The sequence below is a fragment of the Enterobacter cloacae complex sp. Mu1197 genome (assembly GCF_040059225.1).
GTDB classification, from domain to species: domain Bacteria; phylum Pseudomonadota; class Gammaproteobacteria; order Enterobacterales; family Enterobacteriaceae; genus Enterobacter; species Enterobacter quasiroggenkampii.
In genome coordinates this window covers 2,864,805-2,884,514 of sequence record NZ_CP157375.1, presented here as the reverse complement: position 1 = coordinate 2,884,514, position 19,710 = coordinate 2,864,805, and the positions used below count along the sequence as shown (strand labels likewise).

General features: G+C 58.1%; 17 protein-coding genes. 16 read left to right on the top strand and 1 reads right to left on the bottom strand.

Annotated features, from left to right (window positions below; translation table 11 throughout):
- Positions 1 to 17 precede the first annotated feature (17 nt).
- Complete coding sequence (cheW, locus tag ABFV38_RS13630; protein ID WP_008500420.1) at positions 18 to 521, top strand: chemotaxis protein CheW; 504 nt, start codon at positions 18 to 20, stop codon at positions 519 to 521.
- 269 nt (positions 522 to 790) lie between these two features.
- Here cheW and ABFV38_RS13625 read toward each other — a convergent pair whose 3' ends face one another.
- Positions 791 to 2,050 carry a dicarboxylate/amino acid:cation symporter gene (locus ABFV38_RS13625; protein ID WP_235403153.1) on the bottom strand — a complete coding sequence of 420 codons (1,260 nt, stop codon included), beginning with the start codon at positions 2,048 to 2,050 and terminating at the stop codon, positions 791 to 793.
- 430 nt (positions 2,051 to 2,480) lie between these two features.
- Here ABFV38_RS13625 and ABFV38_RS13620 point away from each other — a divergent pair, with 430 nt between their 5' ends.
- From ABFV38_RS13620 to ABFV38_RS13550, 15 genes are all read left to right on the top strand, one after another.
- Positions 2,481 to 3,053 (top strand): spore coat protein U domain-containing protein, encoded by a 573-nt coding sequence (locus ABFV38_RS13620; RefSeq protein ID WP_235403154.1) that lies wholly within the window; start codon positions 2,481 to 2,483, stop codon positions 3,051 to 3,053.
- A gap of 12 nt (positions 3,054 to 3,065) precedes the next feature.
- Positions 3,066 to 3,614, top strand: coding sequence for a spore coat U domain-containing protein (locus ABFV38_RS13615; protein ID WP_348957421.1), 549 nt, complete (start codon positions 3,066 to 3,068; stop codon positions 3,612 to 3,614).
- Positions 3,615 to 3,630: 16 nt separating this feature from the next.
- The gene (locus ABFV38_RS13610; protein WP_348957420.1) at positions 3,631 to 4,389 is read left to right on the top strand and encodes a molecular chaperone; all 759 of its coding nucleotides are present in this window, start codon (positions 3,631 to 3,633) and stop codon (positions 4,387 to 4,389) included.
- The gene (locus ABFV38_RS13605; protein WP_235403157.1) at positions 4,365 to 6,749 is read left to right on the top strand and encodes a fimbria/pilus outer membrane usher protein; all 2,385 of its coding nucleotides are present in this window, start codon (positions 4,365 to 4,367) and stop codon (positions 6,747 to 6,749) included. Before ABFV38_RS13610 ends, ABFV38_RS13605 begins: the two co-directional genes overlap by 25 nt.
- Positions 6,746 to 7,708, top strand: coding sequence for a spore coat U domain-containing protein (locus ABFV38_RS13600; protein ID WP_235403158.1), 963 nt, complete (start codon positions 6,746 to 6,748; stop codon positions 7,706 to 7,708). The genes ABFV38_RS13605 and ABFV38_RS13600 overlap by 4 nt, the downstream gene beginning before the upstream one ends.
- An 84-nt stretch (positions 7,709 to 7,792) precedes the next feature.
- Positions 7,793 to 9,460, top strand: coding sequence for a methyl-accepting chemotaxis protein II (gene tar / locus ABFV38_RS13595; protein WP_235403159.1), 1,668 nt, complete (start codon positions 7,793 to 7,795; stop codon positions 9,458 to 9,460).
- 44 nt (positions 9,461 to 9,504) lie between these two features.
- Entirely contained in the window at positions 9,505 to 11,106 is a 1,602-nt protein-coding gene (gene tap / locus ABFV38_RS13590; RefSeq protein ID WP_045908195.1) for a methyl-accepting chemotaxis protein IV, read from the top strand.
- 19 nt (positions 11,107 to 11,125) lie between these two features.
- Complete coding sequence (gene cheR / locus ABFV38_RS13585) at positions 11,126 to 11,992, top strand: protein-glutamate O-methyltransferase CheR (protein ID WP_008500429.1); 867 nt, start codon at positions 11,126 to 11,128, stop codon at positions 11,990 to 11,992.
- Positions 11,989 to 13,038 (top strand): chemotaxis response regulator protein-glutamate methylesterase, encoded by a 1,050-nt coding sequence (locus tag ABFV38_RS13580; protein WP_008500430.1) that lies wholly within the window; start codon positions 11,989 to 11,991, stop codon positions 13,036 to 13,038. The genes cheR and ABFV38_RS13580 overlap by 4 nt, the downstream gene beginning before the upstream one ends.
- A 17-nt stretch (positions 13,039 to 13,055) precedes the next feature.
- The gene (gene cheY, locus ABFV38_RS13575) at positions 13,056 to 13,445 is read left to right on the top strand and encodes a chemotaxis response regulator CheY (protein WP_008500431.1); all 390 of its coding nucleotides are present in this window, start codon (positions 13,056 to 13,058) and stop codon (positions 13,443 to 13,445) included.
- 10 nt (positions 13,446 to 13,455) lie between these two features.
- Complete coding sequence (gene cheZ, locus ABFV38_RS13570) at positions 13,456 to 14,100, top strand: protein phosphatase CheZ (RefSeq protein WP_008500432.1); 645 nt, start codon at positions 13,456 to 13,458, stop codon at positions 14,098 to 14,100.
- Between the two features lie 148 nt (positions 14,101 to 14,248).
- Positions 14,249 to 15,397: a flagellar biosynthesis protein FlhB gene (gene flhB / locus ABFV38_RS13565; RefSeq protein WP_021240449.1), complete on the top strand. Its 1,149-nt coding sequence runs from the start codon at positions 14,249 to 14,251 to the stop codon at positions 15,395 to 15,397.
- A complete protein-coding gene (gene flhA / locus ABFV38_RS13560; protein WP_045908197.1) occupies positions 15,390 to 17,468 on the top strand; it encodes a flagellar biosynthesis protein FlhA in 2,079 nt (692 codons plus the stop codon). Before flhB ends, flhA begins: the two co-directional genes overlap by 8 nt.
- Positions 17,468 to 17,860, top strand: coding sequence for a flagellar protein FlhE (locus ABFV38_RS13555; RefSeq protein WP_048029418.1), 393 nt, complete (start codon positions 17,468 to 17,470; stop codon positions 17,858 to 17,860). The genes flhA and ABFV38_RS13555 overlap by 1 nt, the downstream gene beginning before the upstream one ends.
- A 262-nt stretch (positions 17,861 to 18,122) precedes the next feature.
- On the top strand, positions 18,123 to 19,706 hold the full coding sequence (locus tag ABFV38_RS13550) for an MFS transporter (RefSeq protein WP_235403160.1): 1,584 nt from the start codon (positions 18,123 to 18,125) through the stop codon (positions 19,704 to 19,706).
- The last annotated feature ends 4 nt before the right edge of the window (positions 19,707 to 19,710 follow it).

The window sequence follows — 19,710 nt, the reverse complement described above, 5'->3', positions numbered from 1 at the left end:
AAGTAGAAGGTAATAACATGACCGGTATGAGTAATGTAACGAAACTGGCGGGCGAGCCATCAGGACAGGAATTTCTGGTATTCACTTTAGGCGATGAAGAGTACGGCATCGATATCCTGAAAGTGCAGGAAATCCGTGGTTACGACCAGGTTACCCGCATCGCTAACACGCCTGCGTTTATTAAAGGTGTCACCAACCTGCGTGGCGTCATTGTGCCCATCGTGGACCTGCGCGTGAAGTTCAGCCAGGGCGACGTTGACTACAACGACAACACCGTGGTGATCGTTCTGAACCTGGGGCAGCGCGTGGTGGGTATTGTGGTGGATGGCGTGTCTGACGTGCTTTCCCTGACCTCTGACCAGATTCGTCCTGCGCCGGAGTTTGCGGTCACGCTGTCGACCGAATACCTGACCGGTCTGGGCGCGCTCGGCGAGCGTATGCTGATTCTGGTGAACATTGAGAAGCTGCTGAACAGCGATGAGATGGCGCTGCTGGATATCGCCGCGAGTCACGTAGCCTAAAACAAAGCCGGGTGGCGCTGACGCTTACCCGGCCTACGTGTTCGAGTCATTTGTAGGCCGGGTAAGGCGAAGCCGTCACCCGGCTTTTTTACATCCTGCTCCACCTGCTCAGCTTTCGTGGCCACCCATACGTTAATGCTGGGGCCGTCTTCGCTGCGAGTCATGTAGCCTAAAACAAAGCCGGGTGGCGCTGACGCTTACCCGGCCTACGTGTTCGAGCCATTTGTAGGCCGGGTAAGGCGAAGCCGCCACCCGGCTTTTTCATACCCTTAAGCTTCCTGCTTTACCAGCTCAGTGTCCGCTTCCCGCGCACCTTCATTCTGCGACAGCATCGCGGTCGCAATGCCATTCCCCAACACGTTAATCGCGGAACGGCCCATATCCAGGAAGTGGTCGATCCCCATCAGCAGCAAAATACCGGCGACCGGGATGTTGAAGCTTGGGATCGTCGCGGCCAGCACCACCAGCGAGGAGCGCGGTACGCCCGCAATCCCTTTTGAGGCCAGCATCAGGGTCAGCATCAACACCGTCACTTCAGAGAAGCTCAGGTGAATGTTGTACGCCTGAGCGATAAACATTGAGGCGAAAGAGCAGTACACCATCGACCCCACCAGGTTGAAGGAGTAGCCAATCGGCAGCACGAAAGAGGCGATGTTGCGCGAGCAGCCAAAACGCTCCAGCTGCTCCAGCGTTTTAGGGTAGGCCGCTTCAGAACTGCTGGTGGTAAACGCCACCAGAACCGGATCTTTCAGCATGCTGACCAGGCGGAACACCTCTTTTTTCAGCACCATGTAACCCACGGCCAGCAGCACCATGCAGGTGAGAAGAATGGCAACATAGTAGCCGCCAATAAAGGAGGCATAGTTCAACAGAATGCCCAGACCCTGCGTGGCGATAACGGAGGAGATTGCCGCGAAAATGGCCAGCGGCGCAACGTACATCACATAACCCGTGACCTTCAGCATGATATGGGAAACCACGTCCAGCGCAGCCACCAGTGGGGCATTGAATTTCTGCCCCAGCGACGCGCCGCCAATGCCGAAGAACATGGAGAACACCACAATCTGCAGGATCTCATTATTCGACATCGCCCCCGCGATACTGGTTGGAATGGTGTGTGACAGGAACGCTTTCAGCGTCATGCCCCCAACGGCCAGACCGGTATCCACCGCCTCGGTCGGGACGGTCAGGTTCAGCCCGCTTCCCGGATGCTCCAGCGTGACGATAAACAGGCCGACCAGAATAGAGAGCACGGATGAGCTGATAAACCATACCATCGCTTTACCGCCCACGCGGCCAATGGTAGAGGTTTCGCCCAGCTTCATAATGCCGACGGTGAGCGTACTGAACACCAGGGGGGCAATGACCATTTTGATCAGTCGGAGGAAAATATCGGTCAGAAGGGTAATATTATCCGACCAGGCTTTGATGGCATCCGCAGATGCATATTCATGAATTGCTGCCCCTGAAAGAATACCCGCCAGCATGAATATCACGATGAAGAGTGTGAGTTTGTTTGCACTTGCCACGAAAAAAGACCCTCTATGCGCTTCAGATGTAGCCCGCGGCGATACATATAAATTTTTTATTACGACGCGGGAAATTATTCGGCACATAAATTGACGCAAAGCGTAGGGGGATACAACTCCTTTTTAAGTTTTATTAATTTTGTTGTTATTGTCATGACGATATATTGTGATCTGCATCACACTTTAATGGATATATTCTCAGCGAATAAATTAAAAAAACGGAAAAAATGATTTTAACTGCTTGTTATTTAAGGAAATAATAAGTCAATAAGACAAAGTGCTTATGCGTTAAGGGGCAGGTGGTCGAAGCGATATCCGTAAACTAAATTCTCAATAACCCCCCTCAGAGGAACATTAAGCGGGGCTAACATCTTGAACGAAATAAATAAAATGTGGCAAGGAAACGGAGACGTCTTCTGGAGGGTGGTAAATGAAAAGAAAACTCCTTTTGATCTGCGCAGGCACCTTACTGACTGCGACAACGGCCCATCAGGCACTGGCCGTGCTCAGTAGCGGCACCATCGGCGCGACGCTGACACTCACGAACGGCTGCCTGATAAACGGATCGCCCACGCAAAACGGCATTAACTTCGGGACACTGGATTTCGGCACCCATCCCGCAACGTTTTCCACTCTGACCACCCAGCTCACCGGCGCCAGCGGCGGGAACACCTTCACCATTCAGTGTACGACCGCCAGCTATACGGTGGCGATCACTGGCAACACCAACTCCTCAGCGCCCGGCACCGTTGTCGGCACCCCGGGAACACCTGCCCGCTATCTGGTCAACACGACCAATACGGCACAGGGCGTGGCGTACAGCCTGTACAGCGACAGCGGGTTTAACAACGTGATTGCCAATAATACCGCGTTGCCAATCGCCTCTACGGCGGGAGGGGTGGACAGTTACACCCTCTACGGACGTATTACCGGCGGCGGTAACAGCGTGACGGTCGTACCCGGAACCTACACCGACACGATTAACGTCAGCGTCACCTATTAGTCCTGCACCGCCATGAAGGCAACTCTCACAGATCTGCGCATATGCGCAGAGGGACACATGCAGCCTTTTTTCGCCCTGATCGTCGGATTGCTGATGACGCCTGCGGCGAATGCGGTGACATCACAGTCCTTTAAAGTCAGCGCGACCATCGTCCCGGGATGTGTGGTGACCACCGGAAGCGGAGGGCTTCTCGGGACGCTGGATTTTGGCACCCATAACGGCGTCGAGAGCGCACCGGTAAGCACCAGTTTTGTGCCAAACGGGGCCTTATCTATCGCCTGCACGCCAGGCGTGGCGCTGAGCATGAGCATTAATGGCGGCCAGAATTATTCAACCGTTCGCCGCATGAAACGCTCGAACGGCGCCGACGTGGTGGGATACCGGCTTTACAGCAGCAGCTCGCTGGCCGCGAACAGCGAAATTGGCGTCAACCAGGCGATACCGGTGACCTATAGCAACAGCAATAACATCGCGCTGCCGCTTTTTGGCGTGGCGCTACTGACCGGATTTAGCCCGGCAGGAACATATTCCGATCAGCTCACCGTGACCTTGTCATGGTAATAAAGGGAGAGTGTTGATGAAGCCAATTTTCAGACCTGTTTGTCTGGCGGGCGCGTTGGGAATGGCTGTGGCAACCGGTCAGGCGCAGGCGGCAGCCACCATTCTGCTCTGGCCGATCGACCCGTGGCTCGCGGCAGACGCCAACGCCACGGAACTGTGGATCCAGAACCAGGGAAACAGCGCCACAACGATGCAGGTGCGCATTGTGCGCTGGAAGCAGGAGGACGGACACGAGCGCTACACCGCACAGCAGGATGTGGTCGCCAGCCCGCCCATCGTCACGATTGGCACAGGCAGCAAGCAGCTTATCCGCCTTATTAAGCAGAACCCCGTTCCCGCAGGCGTCGAACAAGCCTACCGCATTATCGTGGATGAAATTCCTCAGCCTGATGCCAAAGCAGAACCCACCATCGGCCTCAAATTGCAGATGCGTTACTCCATTCCGCTGTTTGTGTATGGTCAGGGGATCCCGACCATAAAAGAGGGGGCGCATCACACGCTGGTGGAGACCCGGAACCTGAGCTGGCGGGTGACGCGAACGGATGGGCAGCCAGCACTGGAGGTCCGGAATCGGGGGGATGTCCATGTCAGGCTGAGCCAGGTGGCGCTGGAGCAGGGAGGACAGAAACGCACGGTTGCGGAGGGATTGCTGGGTTACGTACTTCCCGGCAGCACCCGTAGCTGGCCGGTACCCGCGGGCGTTCGTCAGCCGGAGCGGATGAGCGCGCAGATTAATGCCAGGGACGCACAATGGCAGTCGACGCCCGTCAACTGAAGCCGGCGATGATGATACTGCTTTGCGTCAGTTCCGCGACCTGGGCTGAGCCCGGCGATGACAGCCTGCCGCCGCCGCCCCAGGCACAGGCGATACATGATGAAGCGGTCTTCCAGCTTGCCCTCGTGCTTAACCACTACGACACCGGTCTGGTCGTGCCCGTGACGCAGCGTAAAGGCGCTTTCTTTATCTCCAGCGCCGACCTGCTGCGCGCGGGGCTGCCACCGGAACATGTTCCTGCCGGAGAGGTAAATCTCTCTTCGCTTTCTCAGGTTCGGGTCGAGTACGACAGCGCCGCGCAGCGCCTGCTGCTGACTGTTCCCCGCGACTGGGTCGCGTCCCGCGTGACGCCGTTCAGCGCGCAAGCGACGCAGGCTAAACCGCACTTCGGGCGCGGCGCGCTGCTCAATTACGATCTTTACACCAACCACACGGAGCATATCGGCGGACAGGCGTCCCTCTGGCATGAGTTCCGCTACTTTAACGAGAACGGTTCGTTTTCCTCCACCGGCTATGCCCGGGAAAATTTCACCGGCAACGAGGGGCAGCAGGAGGGGTATGTCCGCTATGACACAACCCTGCTGTTCACCAATGAGGATGACGCGATGAGCTGGAGCGTCGGGGACGTGATCAGCGATGCCCTGAGCTGGAGTTCCAGCGTGCGGATGGGGGGGATCAGCGTCGGGCGGGATTTCTCCCTGCGCCCTGACCTGGTGACGTGGCCACTGCCCGAATTCGCCGGGGAAGCGGCGGTACCCACCTCGGTCGATCTTTTTATCAACGGGTATCGCTCCGGCTCAACCCAGCTTCAGCCGGGTCCCTTCACCCTGACCAATCTGCCCTATATCAACGGCGCCGGGGATGCGGTGCTGGTCACGACGGATGCGCTAGGGCGACAGGTCAGCACCACGCTGCCGTTTTACGTCACCAGCGACTTGCTTAAAAAAGGGCTGAGCGACGGCGCTGTGACGCTGGGCAGCCTGCGGCGTAATTACGGTATCAGGAATTTTGATTACGGCTCGGCGGCAGGCAGCGGCTCGTATCGCTACGGGGTGACGGACTGGCTGACCCTGGAAGGGCATGCGGAAGGGGCGCAGGAGCTGGCGCTGGGCGGGGCAGGGACGGTGATAAAACTCGGCCAGTTTGGCGTGGTGAATACCTCTTACTCGCAGAGCCGCATGCGGGGGGATACGGGCGGGCAAATCAACTGGGGTTACCAGTACAGCACCAGCGAGTTCAGCGTCGCCACTCAGCACTCGCGCCGTGACCGCGGTTTTGGCAATCTGGCCCTTTACGACCAGCCGACGGTGTATGACGAGAACAATAAACCCATCGCCAGCTTCAGCCGCAATACGGACCAGTATTCTCTGACCTTCAACCTGGGACAGTACGGCAACATCGGCGCGGCCTGGATCGGCGTGGAAAGTTTTGACAGTCAAAAAACCGAGCTGCTTAATCTCTCATGGAGCCGCAATTTGTGGGGCGCGAGCAGTATTTATCTCGCCGGAAGCCGGGACCAGCAGCGGGGAGACTGGACGGTCGCGCTGTCGCTGCAGGTGCCGCTGGGGGCACGCGACAGCGCCGCGTTCACTGTTGAAAACACCCCGGATGCCGGCAGTACCCAGCGCATCAACTATAACCACGCCATGCCGTCTGACGGCGGCTTTAGCTGGAACATGGCCTGGGCCAACCAGTCAAAATCCAGTGACTATCAGCAGGGCACGCTGGGCTGGCGTAATAACAATATTGAACTGCAGGGCGGCGGCTACGGTGAAAGGGACATGATGACCTGGTGGGGCGAGGCGATGGGCGCGATTGTTCTGATGGACGGCGAGCTGTTTGCCGCGAATAAGATCAACGATGCGTTTGTCGTCATCAGTACCGACGGTCATCCGGACGTGCCCGTCAGCTATGAGAATCAGCCCGTCGGTAAAACGAATAACAACGGTTACCTGCTGGTCAGCGGGGTGTCGGCGTATTATCCGGCTAGCTACCGCATTGATACCCTGAACCTGCCGGCGGATACCCGTCTGAAAGAGACCGAGCGGCGGATCGCGATCCGGCGTCACAGCGGCTATCTGGTTGATTTCCCAATGGAGCAGGAGAGGGTGGCAAGCGTCATTCTGCACGATGCGCGCGGCCAGGCGCTGCCGGTGGGAAGCCAGGTCCGACGCGCTTCGCGCAGCAATGCGGTGGTGGGGTATGACGGCATCGCCTGGCTGGAAAATCTTAGCGATGTGAACCCGCTGGAGGTGATCGCGCCTGATGGAAAACGCTGCAGGGCTACCCTGACCGTGGGAGCCAACCCGGAGCACAAGCTGCAAACCTACGGTCCGCTGGTGTGCCGGGAGGCGCCATGAAGCGCCTGCTGCTGTTGATACTGCTGCTGTTTTCCGGCGGCGGCTGGGCGGCGTGTACCGTCAGTACGGTCAACGCCTCGTTTGGCAGCGTCACGTCGTTTGCGCTCAGCGGAACCGGGGAGGTGGAAACCACCGGCACGCTGTTGGTGGCCTGCGATGCCATACTGAATCTGTTGACCAACGACTCGGTGACGCTGACCTATACCGCGGCATCGGTCTCGGGCAGCAGTCGGGCCACCATGAAACGCACGGACAACGCGGCCATCACGGACGTGATCCCCACCCGGCTGTGCGGACTCGCGGGCTGCGCGAGCAGCAGCGAGGTACAGATAAGCAAATCGTATACCTGGAGCGGGAATACGCTACTGGGGTTGCTGGGGTCAAAGCAGTACAACATCCCGCTCTATTTCCGTACCGTCGCCGGACAGAACGTTTCTGCCGGGCCGTATCAGGTGCAGTTAACCTTCAGCGTAAACTACAGCGTCTGCTCCGTGGGCGCGCTCGGTATTTGCACAATCAATCAGACGGGCACGGCGACGACCACCATTCTCCTTAACCTGACTGTGACCAACGACTGCAGCGCCATGACCACGCCGGACGTCAACTTCAACAGTGCGCCGCTGGTGCAAAGTTTCCCTACCGTCTCGCAGGCGATTGCCGTCACCTGTACCAAAGGCAGCACGTATACCATCGGTATTAACAACGGTGCTAACGCGCTGAATAACGTGCGCCGGATGGTAAGCGGCAGTAACTACCTGAGTTATGACATCTATAAAGAAGCCACGGGTAACCGCTGGGGCGGCAGCGGCAGCGAACGCTGGACCAGCGCGACGTCGTCGCAGGTCAGTACCGATGGTCTCCTGCGTACCTACAACTACACCGCGAAAGTGCTGACCAATCAGGCCACGCCACCCGCCGGAACCTACACCGATACGCTGATTGTCGACGTGGCTTTCTAACCCCGCGCTTTTCCCTTTCGCAAATGTAAAGTTCCTGTTGGCTGTGCCGATAACACCGTTAATAAATCTATGAGAAGGTGTTGTATGTTGAACCGTATCCGCGTTGTCACAATGCTCATGATGGTGCTGGTCATTTTCGCACTTCTTCAGCTCATCTCCGGCGGGCTTTTTTTCTCGTCATTAAAACAGAACCAGGACAGCTTTGCGGCCTCGAACGATCTCCGCCTGCAGCAGAGTGAGCTCACCTCAACGTGGGATCTGATGCTGCAAACGCGTATCAACCTGAGCCGTTCGTCCGCGCGCATGATGATGGATCCCAACAATCAGCAGAGCAGCGCGAAAACCGATCTGTTGAAAAATGCCCGTGCCACCCTCGCTGACGCCGCAAAACATTACGACGCCTTCAAAAAGATTACCCCGCAGCCTGCGATGGAGCAGGTGAGCCAGAACATTGACGAAAAATACAACGCCTACCATGCCGGTCTGGCAGAGCTGATTCAGTTCCTTGAGAGCGGCAACATGGACGCCTATTTCGCGCAGCCGACGCAGGGGATGCAAAACGCCCTCGGCGAGGCGCTGGGGGAGTACGCGAAGGTCAGTGGCGATCTGTATCACTCCGCGTTTGCTGAAAGCCAGAATGACTACCGCTTTGCGAAATGGCAGATGGCGGTGTTGGCGCTGGCGCTGGTCATTGTGCTGATCGCGGTCTGGTACGGCATTCGCCATATCCTGCTGAACCCTCTCGGTCGCGTCATTGCCCACATTCGTGACATTGCCGGCGGTGACCTGACCAAAACGCTGACCGTGTCCGGGCGCAATGAGATCACCGAGCTGGCAAACAGCGTTGACCATATGCAGCGTTCGCTTATCGATACCGTCGCCAACGTGCGTAGCGGCACGGATGCCATCTATACCGGCACCAGCGAAATTGCGATGGGCAATAACGACCTTTCTTCGCGCACCGAACAGCAGGCGTCCGCCCTGGAAGAGACGGCGGCCAGCATGGAGCAGCTCACCGCGACCGTGAAGCAGAACGCCGATAACGCCCGCCAGGCGTCTCAGCTGGCGGAAAGCGCCTCCGAGACGGCACAGCGTGGCGGCCGCGTGGTGGATGGTGTGGTGAAAACCATGCACGACATTGCCGAGAGCTCGAAGAAAATCGCCGACATCATCAGCGTCATCGACGGCATTGCCTTCCAGACCAACATTCTGGCGCTGAACGCCGCCGTGGAAGCGGCGCGTGCGGGCGAGCAGGGACGCGGGTTTGCCGTGGTGGCCGGGGAAGTGCGCAACCTGGCCAGCCGCAGCGCCAACGCGGCAAAAGAGATCAAGTCGCTGATTGAAGATTCCGTCTCCCGCGTGGATACCGGCTCCGTGCTGGTGGAAAGCGCCGGGGAGACCATGAATGACATCGTGAATGCTGTCACCCGCGTGACGGACATCATGGGGGAAATCGCCTCTGCGTCTGATGAGCAGAGTCGTGGTATCGACCAGGTTGCTCTGGCGGTATCGGAAATGGATCGCGTGACACAGCAAAACGCCGCGCTGGTGCAGGAGTCCGCTGCGGCGGCCGCTGCGCTGGAAGACCAGGCAAGCCGTCTGAAGATGGCCGTCTCGGCGTTTCGTCTCGCTTCACTCGCTGGAAACACGGTCACCCCGCAGGCGACGTACCGCGCGCCAGCCGCTGAACCGGCTGCAAACCGTACGCGTACCGCGACGACCGGACAAGATGAAAACTGGGAAACATTTTGACTGACAATTAAACCGCGGCTGCTTGCCGCTTGATGGGAGCGTGGATGTTAAATCGTATTCGTATCTCGACCACACTGTTTTTGATTCTGATCCTTTGCGGTGTGTTGCAGGTTGGCAGTAACGGGTTGTCTTTTTGGGCGTTTCGCGATGGCTATCAGAATTTGCAGGACGTTGAGGCGAGTAATCAGCAGCGCTCCGCACTGGCACAAACCCGTGCCGTGCTGTTGCAGGCAAGCACTGCGCTGAACAAGGCGGGAACCTTAACCGCGCTAAGTTATCCGCCGGATGACATTAAGGCGCTGATGGCCACCGCGCGCGACAGCCTGAAACAGGCTGACGCACAGTTTAAGGCCTTTACGGCACAGGCCACCGGTAGCGAGAAAGAGAAAGCGCTGAAGGCCGCCATGAAGACCCATTTTGAACAGTGGTACAGCGATCTGGACCATCAGGCGACGTGGCTTGAGAACAACCAGCTGTCGGACTTTATGACCGCGCCGGTTCAGGCCTCGCAGGCCGCGTTTGACGGCAGCTTTAACGCGTGGCAGCAGGATATTAACCAGTCTGTCCAGCGTGCCGGTGACCAGAGCCGTCAAAGCTATCACATGTCGGGCGTCATCTTTGCCGTGGTGGTGATTCTGGCAGGGTTGCTGACCGGTGCCGCGCTGCTCTGGTCGCGCAGAATGATTGTGCAGCCGCTGGCCATTATCAGCAGCCACTTCGACAGTATTGCGAAAGGCGACCTGGCGCGTCCGGTGGCGGTGTTCGGCAAGAACGAAATTTCGGCAATTTTTGCCAGCCTGAAGGCGATGCAGGGATCGCTGCGGGAAACGGTATCCGACGTGCGTCAGGGCAGTTATGCCATGCACACCGGGATCTCAGAGATTGCGGCGGGTAACAACGATCTCTCGTCCCGCACCGAGCAGCAGGCGGCCTCGCTGGCGCAGACGGCAGCCAGTATGGAGCAGCTGACCGCGACGGTAAGCCAGAACGCCGATAACGCGCGTCAGGCGTCTGACCTGTCAAAACAGGCGGCGATGACCGCGAAGAAGGGCGGCGACCAGGCGTCCCACGTCGCCAGCACCATGCAGGAGATCGCCACCAGTTCACAGAAAATTGGTGACATCATCAGCGTGATTGATGGTATCGCGTTCCAGACCAACATTCTGGCGCTGAATGCCGCAGTAGAAGCCGCGCGTGCCGGGGAGCAGGGGCGGGGGTTTGCGGTGGTGGCAGGTGAAGTGCGTAACCTGGCGAGCCGCAGCGCCAACGCGGCGAAAGAAATTAAGGTGCTGATCGAAGAGTCGGTCTCACGCGTTCAGCAGGGCTCAACGCTTGTGGATACCGCGGCGAAAACCATGCACGAAATTGTCACCTCCGTGACGCGGGTGAACGACATCATGGGCGAGATTGCCTCGGCGTCGGATGAACAGCGTCGCGGCATTGAGCAGGTTGCCCAGGCGGTGAGCCAGATGGATCAGGTGACGCAACAGAACGCCTCGTTAGTTGAGGAAGCGGCAGCGGCAACCGATCAACTGGCCAGCCAGGCGGATCGTCTGACCGGGTTGGTCGCGGTATTTAATGTGAAAGAGCACGTTGAAGCAGTAACAGAAGTCGGGCGGTCGCAGGCCGTGCCAGTTGTATCCTGAATGTAATTAAGAAGGCGCTATGACATCACCAATGCCCCCTGGGCAAACGTCATTATTGTTGCAGATGACACAGCGCCTCGCGCTGTCCGACGCGCATTTTCGTCGGATATGTCAGTTAATCTACCAGCGTGCGGGGATCGTGCTTGCGGATCATAAGCGGGACATGGTCTACAACCGTCTGGTGCGGCGCTTGCGTACGCTGGGGCTGGATGATTTTGGCCGCTATCTGAGCATGCTCGAGGCGAACCAGAACAGCGCAGAGTGGCAGGCTTTTATTAACTCGTTAACCACCAACCTGACGGCGTTTTTCCGCGAGGCTCACCACTTCCCGGTTCTGGCCGAGCATGCGCGCCGTCGCACCGGGGAGTATCGCGTCTGGAGTGCGGCCGCCTCGACGGGTGAAGAGCCGTACTCGCTGGCGATCACCCTTGCCGATACGCTGGGGATGGCGCCCGGGCGCTGGAAGGTCTACGCCAGCGATATCGATACCGAAGTGCTGGAGAAGGCGCGTAACGGCGTTTATCGCCAGGATGAACTGAAAACGCTGTCGCCGCAGCAGCTGCAGCGTTATTTCATGCGCGGGACGGGCCCGCATGAAGGCCTGGTACGCGTACGCCAGGAGCTGGCGAACTGCGTCGAATTCGCGCCCGTTAACCTGCTGGATAAGCAGTACAACGTGCCGGGGCCTTTCGACGCCATTTTTTGCCGTAACGTCATGATCTATTTTGATAAAACGACGCAACAGGACATTTTGCGTCGGTTTGTTCCGTTGCTCAAGCCTGACGGTTTACTGTTTGCCGGGCACTCGGAAAACTTCAGCAACCTCGTGCGTGAGTTTAGCCTGCGTGGGCAAACGGTATATGCGCTGAGTAAGGAAAAAGCATGAGTAAAATCAGGGTATTGTCTGTCGATGATTCAGCGCTGATGCGTCAGATCATGACTGAAATTATCAATAGCCACAGCGACATGGAGATGGTGGCAACCGCGCCTGATCCGCTGGTAGCGCGGGATTTAATTAAAAAATATAACCCCGACGTGCTAACGCTGGATGTCGAGATGCCGCGCATGGATGGCATAGATTTCCTCGAAAAATTAATGCGGCTGCGGCCCATGCCGGTGGTGATGGTCTCCTCCCTGACCGGGAAAGGATCGGAAATCACCCTGCGCGCGCTGGAGCTGGGGGCGGTGGATTTTGTCACCAAGCCGCAGCTCGGCATCCGTGAAGGGATGCTGGCGTACAGCGAGATGATCGCCGAGAAGATCCGCACCGCGTCGCGGGCGAAGCTTGCCGCCCACACGCCGATGGCCGCGCCGGCGACCCTGAAGGCCGGTCCCTTACTCAGCTCGGAAAAACTGCTGGTCATTGGGGCGTCAACCGGAGGAACAGAGGCAATTCGTCATGTACTCCAGCCATTGCCGCTCTCAAGTCCGGGTATTCTGATCACTCAGCATATGCCGCCAGGCTTTACCCGTTCGTTCGCAGAACGCCTGAACAAGCTGTGCCAGATCAGCGTGAAAGAGGCGGAAGACGGCGAGCGCGTGCTCCCGGGGCATGCCTATATCGCGCCGGGCGACAAGCATATGGAGCTGGCGCGCAGCGGCGCTAACTATCAAATCAAAATTCATGACGGACCGCCGGTCAACCGGCACCGTCCGTCGGTGGATGTGCTGTTTCATTCGGTGGCGAAACATGCGGGGCGCAACGCCGTGGGGGTGATCCTGACGGGGATGGGCAACGACGGTGCCGCCGGAATGCTTGCAATGCACCAGGCTGGCGCCTGGACGATTGCGCAGAATGAAGCAAGTTGTGTGGTGTTCGGCATGCCGCGCGAGGCCATCAATATGGGTGGCGTGAGCGAAGTGGTCGATCTTAGCCAGGTAAGCCAGCAGATGCTGGCGAAAATCAGTGCCGGACAGGCAATACGTATTTGACTCAGGAGTATTATTTTATGGCGGATAAAGAGCTTAAGTTTTTGGTTGTGGATGACTTTTCCACCATGCGTCGCATTGTGCGCAACCTGCTGAAAGAGCTGGGCTTCAACAACGTTGAAGAAGCAGAAGACGGCGTTGATGCGCTGAACAAACTGCAGGCTGGCGGGTTTGGTTTTGTGATCTCCGACTGGAACATGCCAAACATGGACGGTCTGGAACTGTTGAAAACCATTCGTGCTGATGCGGGAATGGCGTCCATGCCGGTTCTGATGGTCACGGCAGAAGCGAAGAAAGAGAACATCATTGCCGCTGCACAGGCGGGCGCAAGCGGCTATGTGGTGAAGCCATTCACCGCGGCGACCCTGGAAGAGAAGCTCGGTAAGATCTTCGAGAAACTCGGCATGTGAGGTGTTGGTTATGATGCAACCTGCTATGAAACCCGTTGAAGAACACTCGCCGAGCGACATCATCGTCCGCATCGGCAGCCTGACGCGCATGCTGCGTGACAGCCTGCGTGAGCTGGGTCTGGATCAGGCGATTGCCGAAGCGGCGGAAGCGATTCCTGATGCCCGCGATCGTCTGGACTACGTCGTGCAGATGACCGCTCAGGCCGCTGAACGTGCGCTGAACAGCGTTGAAGCGTCACAGCCGCACCAGGATGCGATGGAAAAGGGGGCGAAAGCGCTGACCAAACGCTGGGACGAGTGGTTTGAGAACCCTATCGAGCTGGCGGATGCCCGCGAGCTGGTGACCGATACCCGTCAGTTCCTGGGGGATGTGCCGGGTCACACCAGCTTCACCAATGCCCAACTGCTGGACATCATGATGGCGCAGGATTTCCAGGACCTGACCGGTCAGGTTATCAAGCGCATGATGGATGTGATCCAGGAGATTGAGCGCCAACTGCTGATGGTGCTGCTGGAGAACATCCCGGAACCGGCAGCCCGTCCAAAACGCGAGAACGAAAGCCTGCTCAATGGTCCACAGCTCGACGCCAGCAAGGCGGGCGTGGTGGCAAGCCAGGATCAGGTGGACGACCTGCTGGACAGCCTCGGCTTCTGATGGTCCATTCCGCCTCAGGGGAGGGATGCCCCCTGAGGCGGTTTGCGACAAAATCACCGAAAAGAGCCCGAATAAACGGGCTTTTCCCGCCATTGGATTTCCGCTGCGCTGGCATGATACCCGTGACGTAATGGGCTGAGCGTGCACAGTGGCAGAAGAGAACGACGACAAAACGGAAGCCCCCACACCCCACCGACTAGAAAAGGCGCGTGAGGAAGGGCAAATCCCCCGATCCCGAGAATTGACCTCCCTGCTGATCCTTATCGTAGGCGTGTGCATTATCTGGTGGGGCGGGGAGTCGCTCGCCCGCAAGCTGGCGGGCATGCTGTCAACCGGCTTACGTTTTGACCACAGTATGGTCAACGATCCGAATCTGATCCTCAGCCAGATTATCCAGCTGATTAAAGGGGCCATGGTTGCGCTACTGCCCCTGATCACCGGGGTTGTGCTGGTCGCGCTGGTCTCGCCGGTGATGCTCGGCGGTCTGGTCTTCAGCGCCAAATCGCTGCAGCCGAAATTTTCCAAACTGAACCCGCTGCCGGGCATCGCGAAAATGTTCTCTGCGCAGACCGGGGCCGAGCTGCTCAAAGCTATTCTCAAATCGGTGTTGATGGGCAGCTCCGCGGGGTTTTACCTCTGGTACCACTGGCCGGAAATGATGCGTCTCATCAGCGAATCGCCTCTCACCGCGATGAGCAATGCCCTGAATCTGGTGGGACTCTGCGCGCTGCTGGTGGTGCTCAGCATTATCCCGATGGTGGGTTTTGACGTGATCTTCCAGCTCTATACCCACTTCAAGAAACTGCGGATGTCACGTCAGGATATCCGTGACGAATATAAGCAGATGGAAGGTGACCCGCACGTGAAGGGGCGTATCCGCCAGATGCAACGTGCCGCCGCCCGTCGCCGCATGATGGACGATGTGCCGAAGGCCGACGTCATCGTCACCAACCCGACACACTATTCCGTTGCGCTGCGCTATGACGAAAACAAAATGAGCGCGCCAAAAGTGGTGGCAAAAGGGGCGGGGCTGATCGCTTTGCGTATCCGGGAAATTGGCACCGAACACCGCGTGCCGATCCTGGAAGCGCCTCCGCTGGCGCGTGCCCTGTACCGCCATGCGGATATTGGACAACAGATCCCGGGACAACTCTACGCCGCCGTGGCGGAAGTGCTGGCCTGGGTGTGGCAATTGAAGCGCTGGCGTCTGGCCGGCGGTCAACGGCCTGTGAAACCTGAGAACCTTCCGGTGCCTGCCGCGCTGGATTTTATGAACGAGAAGGACACTGATGGCTAATCTGGTGGCAATGTTGCGCCTGCCCGGCAACCTTAAATCGACCCAATGGCAGATCCTGGCCGGGCCGATTCTGATCCTGCTAATTCTGTCGATGATGGTACTGCCGCTCCCGGCGTTCATCCTCGACCTGCTTTTCACTTTCAATATCGCGCTGTCCATTATGGTGCTGCTGGTGGCGATGTTCACCCAGCGTACCCTGGAGTTCGCCGCGTTCCCGACCATTCTGCTGTTTACTACACTGCTGCGACTGGCGCTGAACGTTGCGTCCACGCGTATCATCCTGATGGAAGGTCACACCGGGGCGGCAGCGGCAGGTAAAGTGGTGGAAGCATTCGGCCACTTCCTGGTGGGCGGTAATTTCGCTATCGGTATCGTGGTGTTCGTCATCCTCGTGATCATCAACTTTATGGTCATCACCAAAGGTGCAGGGCGTATTGCGGAAGTGGGCGCGCGCTTTGTGCTGGACGGGATGCCGGGCAAGCAGATGGCGATCGACGCCGACCTGAACGCCGGTCTTATCGCCGAAGATGAAGCCAAAAAGCGCCGTGCGGAAGTGACGCAGGAGGCGGACTTCTACGGCTCCATGGACGGTGCGAGTAAGTTTGTGCGCGGTGACGCCATCGCGGGCATTCTGATCATGGTGATTAACGTGGTCGGCGGCCTGCTGGTGGGCGTGTTGCAGCACGGGATGGACATGGGCCACGCGGCGGAAAGCTATACGCTGCTGACCATCGGTGACGGTCTGGTCGCGCAGATCCCGGCGCTGGTGATTTCCACTGCGGCGGGTGTCATCGTGACTCGCGTGAGCACCGATCAGGACGTTGGCGAGCAGATGGTGGGCCAGCTGTTCAGTAACCCGCGCGTGATGCTGCTGGCCGCGGCGGTTCTCGGGTTGCTCGGTCTGGTGCCGGGTATGCCAAACCTCGTTTTCCTGCTGTTTACGGCGGCGCTGCTGGGCCTTGCCTGGTGGATGCGTGGCCGTGAAACCAAACCGGCAGCGGAACCTGTTCCGGTCAAAATGCCGGAGAATAACCAGGCCGTTGAAGCGACCTGGAACGACGTTCAGCTCGAAGATTCCCTGGGAATGGAAGTCGGGTATCGCCTGATCCCGATGGTCGATTTCCAGCAGGACGGCGAGCTGCTCGGCCGTATCCGCAGTATCCGTAAAAAATTCGCCCAGGACATGGGCTTCCTGCCGCCGGTCGTTCACATCCGCGACAATATGGACCTGCCGCCCGCGCGCTATCGCATTCTGATGAAAGGCGTTGAAATCGGCAGCGGTGATGCCTATCCGGGCCGCTGGCTGGCGATTAACCCCGGCACCGCCGCAGGCACGCTGCCGGGCGAGCAAACTATCGACCCGGCCTTTGGTCTGGCCGCGATCTGGATTGAAAGCGCGCTGAAAGAGCAGGCGCAGATCCAGGGTTATACGGTTGTTGAAGCCAGTACCGTGGTGGCGACCCATCTTAATCACCTGATTGGGCAATTCTCGGCGGAGCTGTTTGGCCGTCAGGAAGCGCAGCAGCTGCTTGACCGCGTCACGCAGGAGATGCCGAAGTTGACGGAAGATCTGGTCCCCGGCGTGCTGACCTTAACCACGCTGCATAAGGTGCTGCAAAACCTGCTCGACGAGAAGGTGCCGATCCGCGATATGCGCACCATTCTGGAAACCCTTGCCGAGCACGCGCCGATACAAAGCGATCCGCACGAGCTGACGGCGGTGGTGCGCGTGGCGCTGGGACGGGCAATCACCCAGCAGTGGTTCCCGGGTACCGGGGAAGTGCAGGTGATCGGCCTCGATACGCCGCTTGAGCGTCTGCTGCTGCAGGCTCTGCAGGGCGGGGGCGGCCTGGAGCCGGGCCTGGCGGACCGTCTGCTGGCGCAAACCCAGGAGGCGCTGGCGCGTCAGGAGATGCTGGGGGCGCCGCCGGTGCTGCTGGTGAACCACGCGCTGCGTCCGCTGCTGTCGCGCTTCCTGCGTCGCAGCCTGAACCAGCTGGTCGTGCTGTCGAATCTGGAGCTGTCGGATAACCGTCATATCCGCATGACCGCGACGATTGGAGGAAAATAATGCGTAAGTGGCTTTGGATAGTGCTCTTCCCGCTGGCAGCGCAGGCTGCCGGGGGAGGTACCTGGCAGGCGAGCAGCATGGGGGTGACCCTCAGCAACCGCGGTGTTGCCATGTCGTCTAACCCGCTGTCGCCTTCGGAAGAGGTTTCCGGTCAGATGGGCCTTGTGGTCTGGAACTACCGGCTGATTGGCCCTACGCCAGCGGGCTTGCGGGTGCGCCTCTGCTCTCAGACGCGCTGTACCGAAATCGACGGCGAAAATGGAACAACGCAGGCGTTCAACGGCGTGCCAGCTATTGAGCCTTTGCGTTTCATCTGGGAAGTGCCGGGCGGAGGACGTTTGATCCCGGCGCTGAAGGTGCAGAGCAATTCTGTCATCGTGAACTACCGCTAACACCCTGCATTTTCACCAGCCATCAGGCAATTTTGATGGCTGGCTCTCAAAACTGACCTCGCCTTTTGATCAAAAAGAAACGCTGTTTTATAAATCAGTGACGCGCGTAACCATACTCTTTGTATTTTTGCCATTCCCCCTCTTTGCAATGGCAGAAACAGAAAGGTATCAACAAGCCGATGCAATTACTGTAGCCGTATTAAAGCTCCCGGACGAGGCTTGCTTGCAGGGAGTCTCCCAAAACTGATTAGGGTTGACGGCAATGAAAACACGTAAAATTGGACTCGCGAATTATCTTGCGTACGGATCTGGCGATTTCCTTGGGGCGGGTACCACCGCCCTGACGGCGGCCTGGCTTTTATATTTTTATACCACCTTCTGCGGGCTCTCACCGATCGAAGCAACGTTCATCTTTGCTGCGGCAAGGGTGCTGGATGCGGTGGTTAGCCCGTTAATGGGCTTTTTAACCGATAACTTTGGTACGACCTGGCTCGGTAAGCGCTTTGGCCGTCGTAAGTTCTTTATCCTGCTGGGTATTCCGTGCGTGTTCAGCTACTCGCTGATGTGGGTTGGGGACATGAGCTTCTGGTATTACCTGCTGACCTATCTGGTGTTTGATATTGTCTACACCATGATTCTGGTGCCGTACGAAACGCTGGTGCCGGAAATGACTGACGACTTTAAACAGAAAACGAAGTTCTCCGGTGCGCGCATCTCTATGGCGCAGATGTCCGCCATTCTCGCCTCCTTCCTCCCGGGGATCCTGTTGACCCACTTCGGGAAAGACAACGCGGTTTCCTTCTTCTACGCAAGCCTGGTCTTCTCTGTGCTCTGCGCGCTGATGCTGACCTTCGTCTGGTGCTTCACCTGGGAGCGCCCGCGCGAAGAGTGGTCTGAAGCGGCGCTGCGTGCTGAAGAAGAGAAGAAGAAACTGACTCTGGGGCAGAGCCTCAACCGGCTGATCGTTGAGTTAAGCTCCACGCTGCGCATCAAAATTTTCCGTCAGCATCTGGGCATGTACCTCGGCGGCTATATCGCGCAGGACGTGTTTAACGCGGTATTCACCTACTACGTGGTGTTCGTGCTGATGCAGGAAGCGTCAATGGCGTCCAGTCTGCTGGGCACGATGGCTATCTTCCAGTTCCTTGCGGTTATCGCCATGATCCCGCTGTGTATCCGTTTCGGGCCTGCACCGTCCTACCGCATGGTTGTGGTGCTGTTTGGCCTGGCATCTCTCTCATACGCCGTACTCTATTATGCTGGCCTGAGCGACGTCTACGCTCTGCTGTTGCTGATCTCTGCGGTCGCAGGGCTGGGTCGTGGCGGTATCAACTACGTGCCATGGAATACCTACACCTACATTGCTGACGTGGATGAAGTGATCACCGGCCAGCGCCGCGAAGGGATTTTCGCGGGCATCATGACCCTGACCCGCAAGGCGTCGCAGGCCGGTGCGGTGATGCTGGTGGGCATCGTGATGCAGATGTCCGGCTTTGTCAGTGGTCAGAAAGTGCAGCCTGCGGAAGTGAGCCACACCATTTTGATGATCCTGAGCGTGGGCACCATCCTGGTGCTGTTCTGCGGCTTCCTTGTTTCCCTGCGCTTCAAACTCAATTTGCAAACCCACAGCACGCTGCGCGAGGAGACCGCGAAAATGCGTGAGAGTGGTCATGCGATGCCTGAGTCAGCGACGCCACACGCCCGCGCAACCGTCGAGATGCTGGCCGGTATGCCTTATGAGTCACTGTGGGGCAATAACAACATCGGTTATCTGAATCGCAATAAGCCAGCGGCACCTTCTCTTAAGGATCGCGCGGTACTGAATTCGACATACAACAGAGGTTAAGATC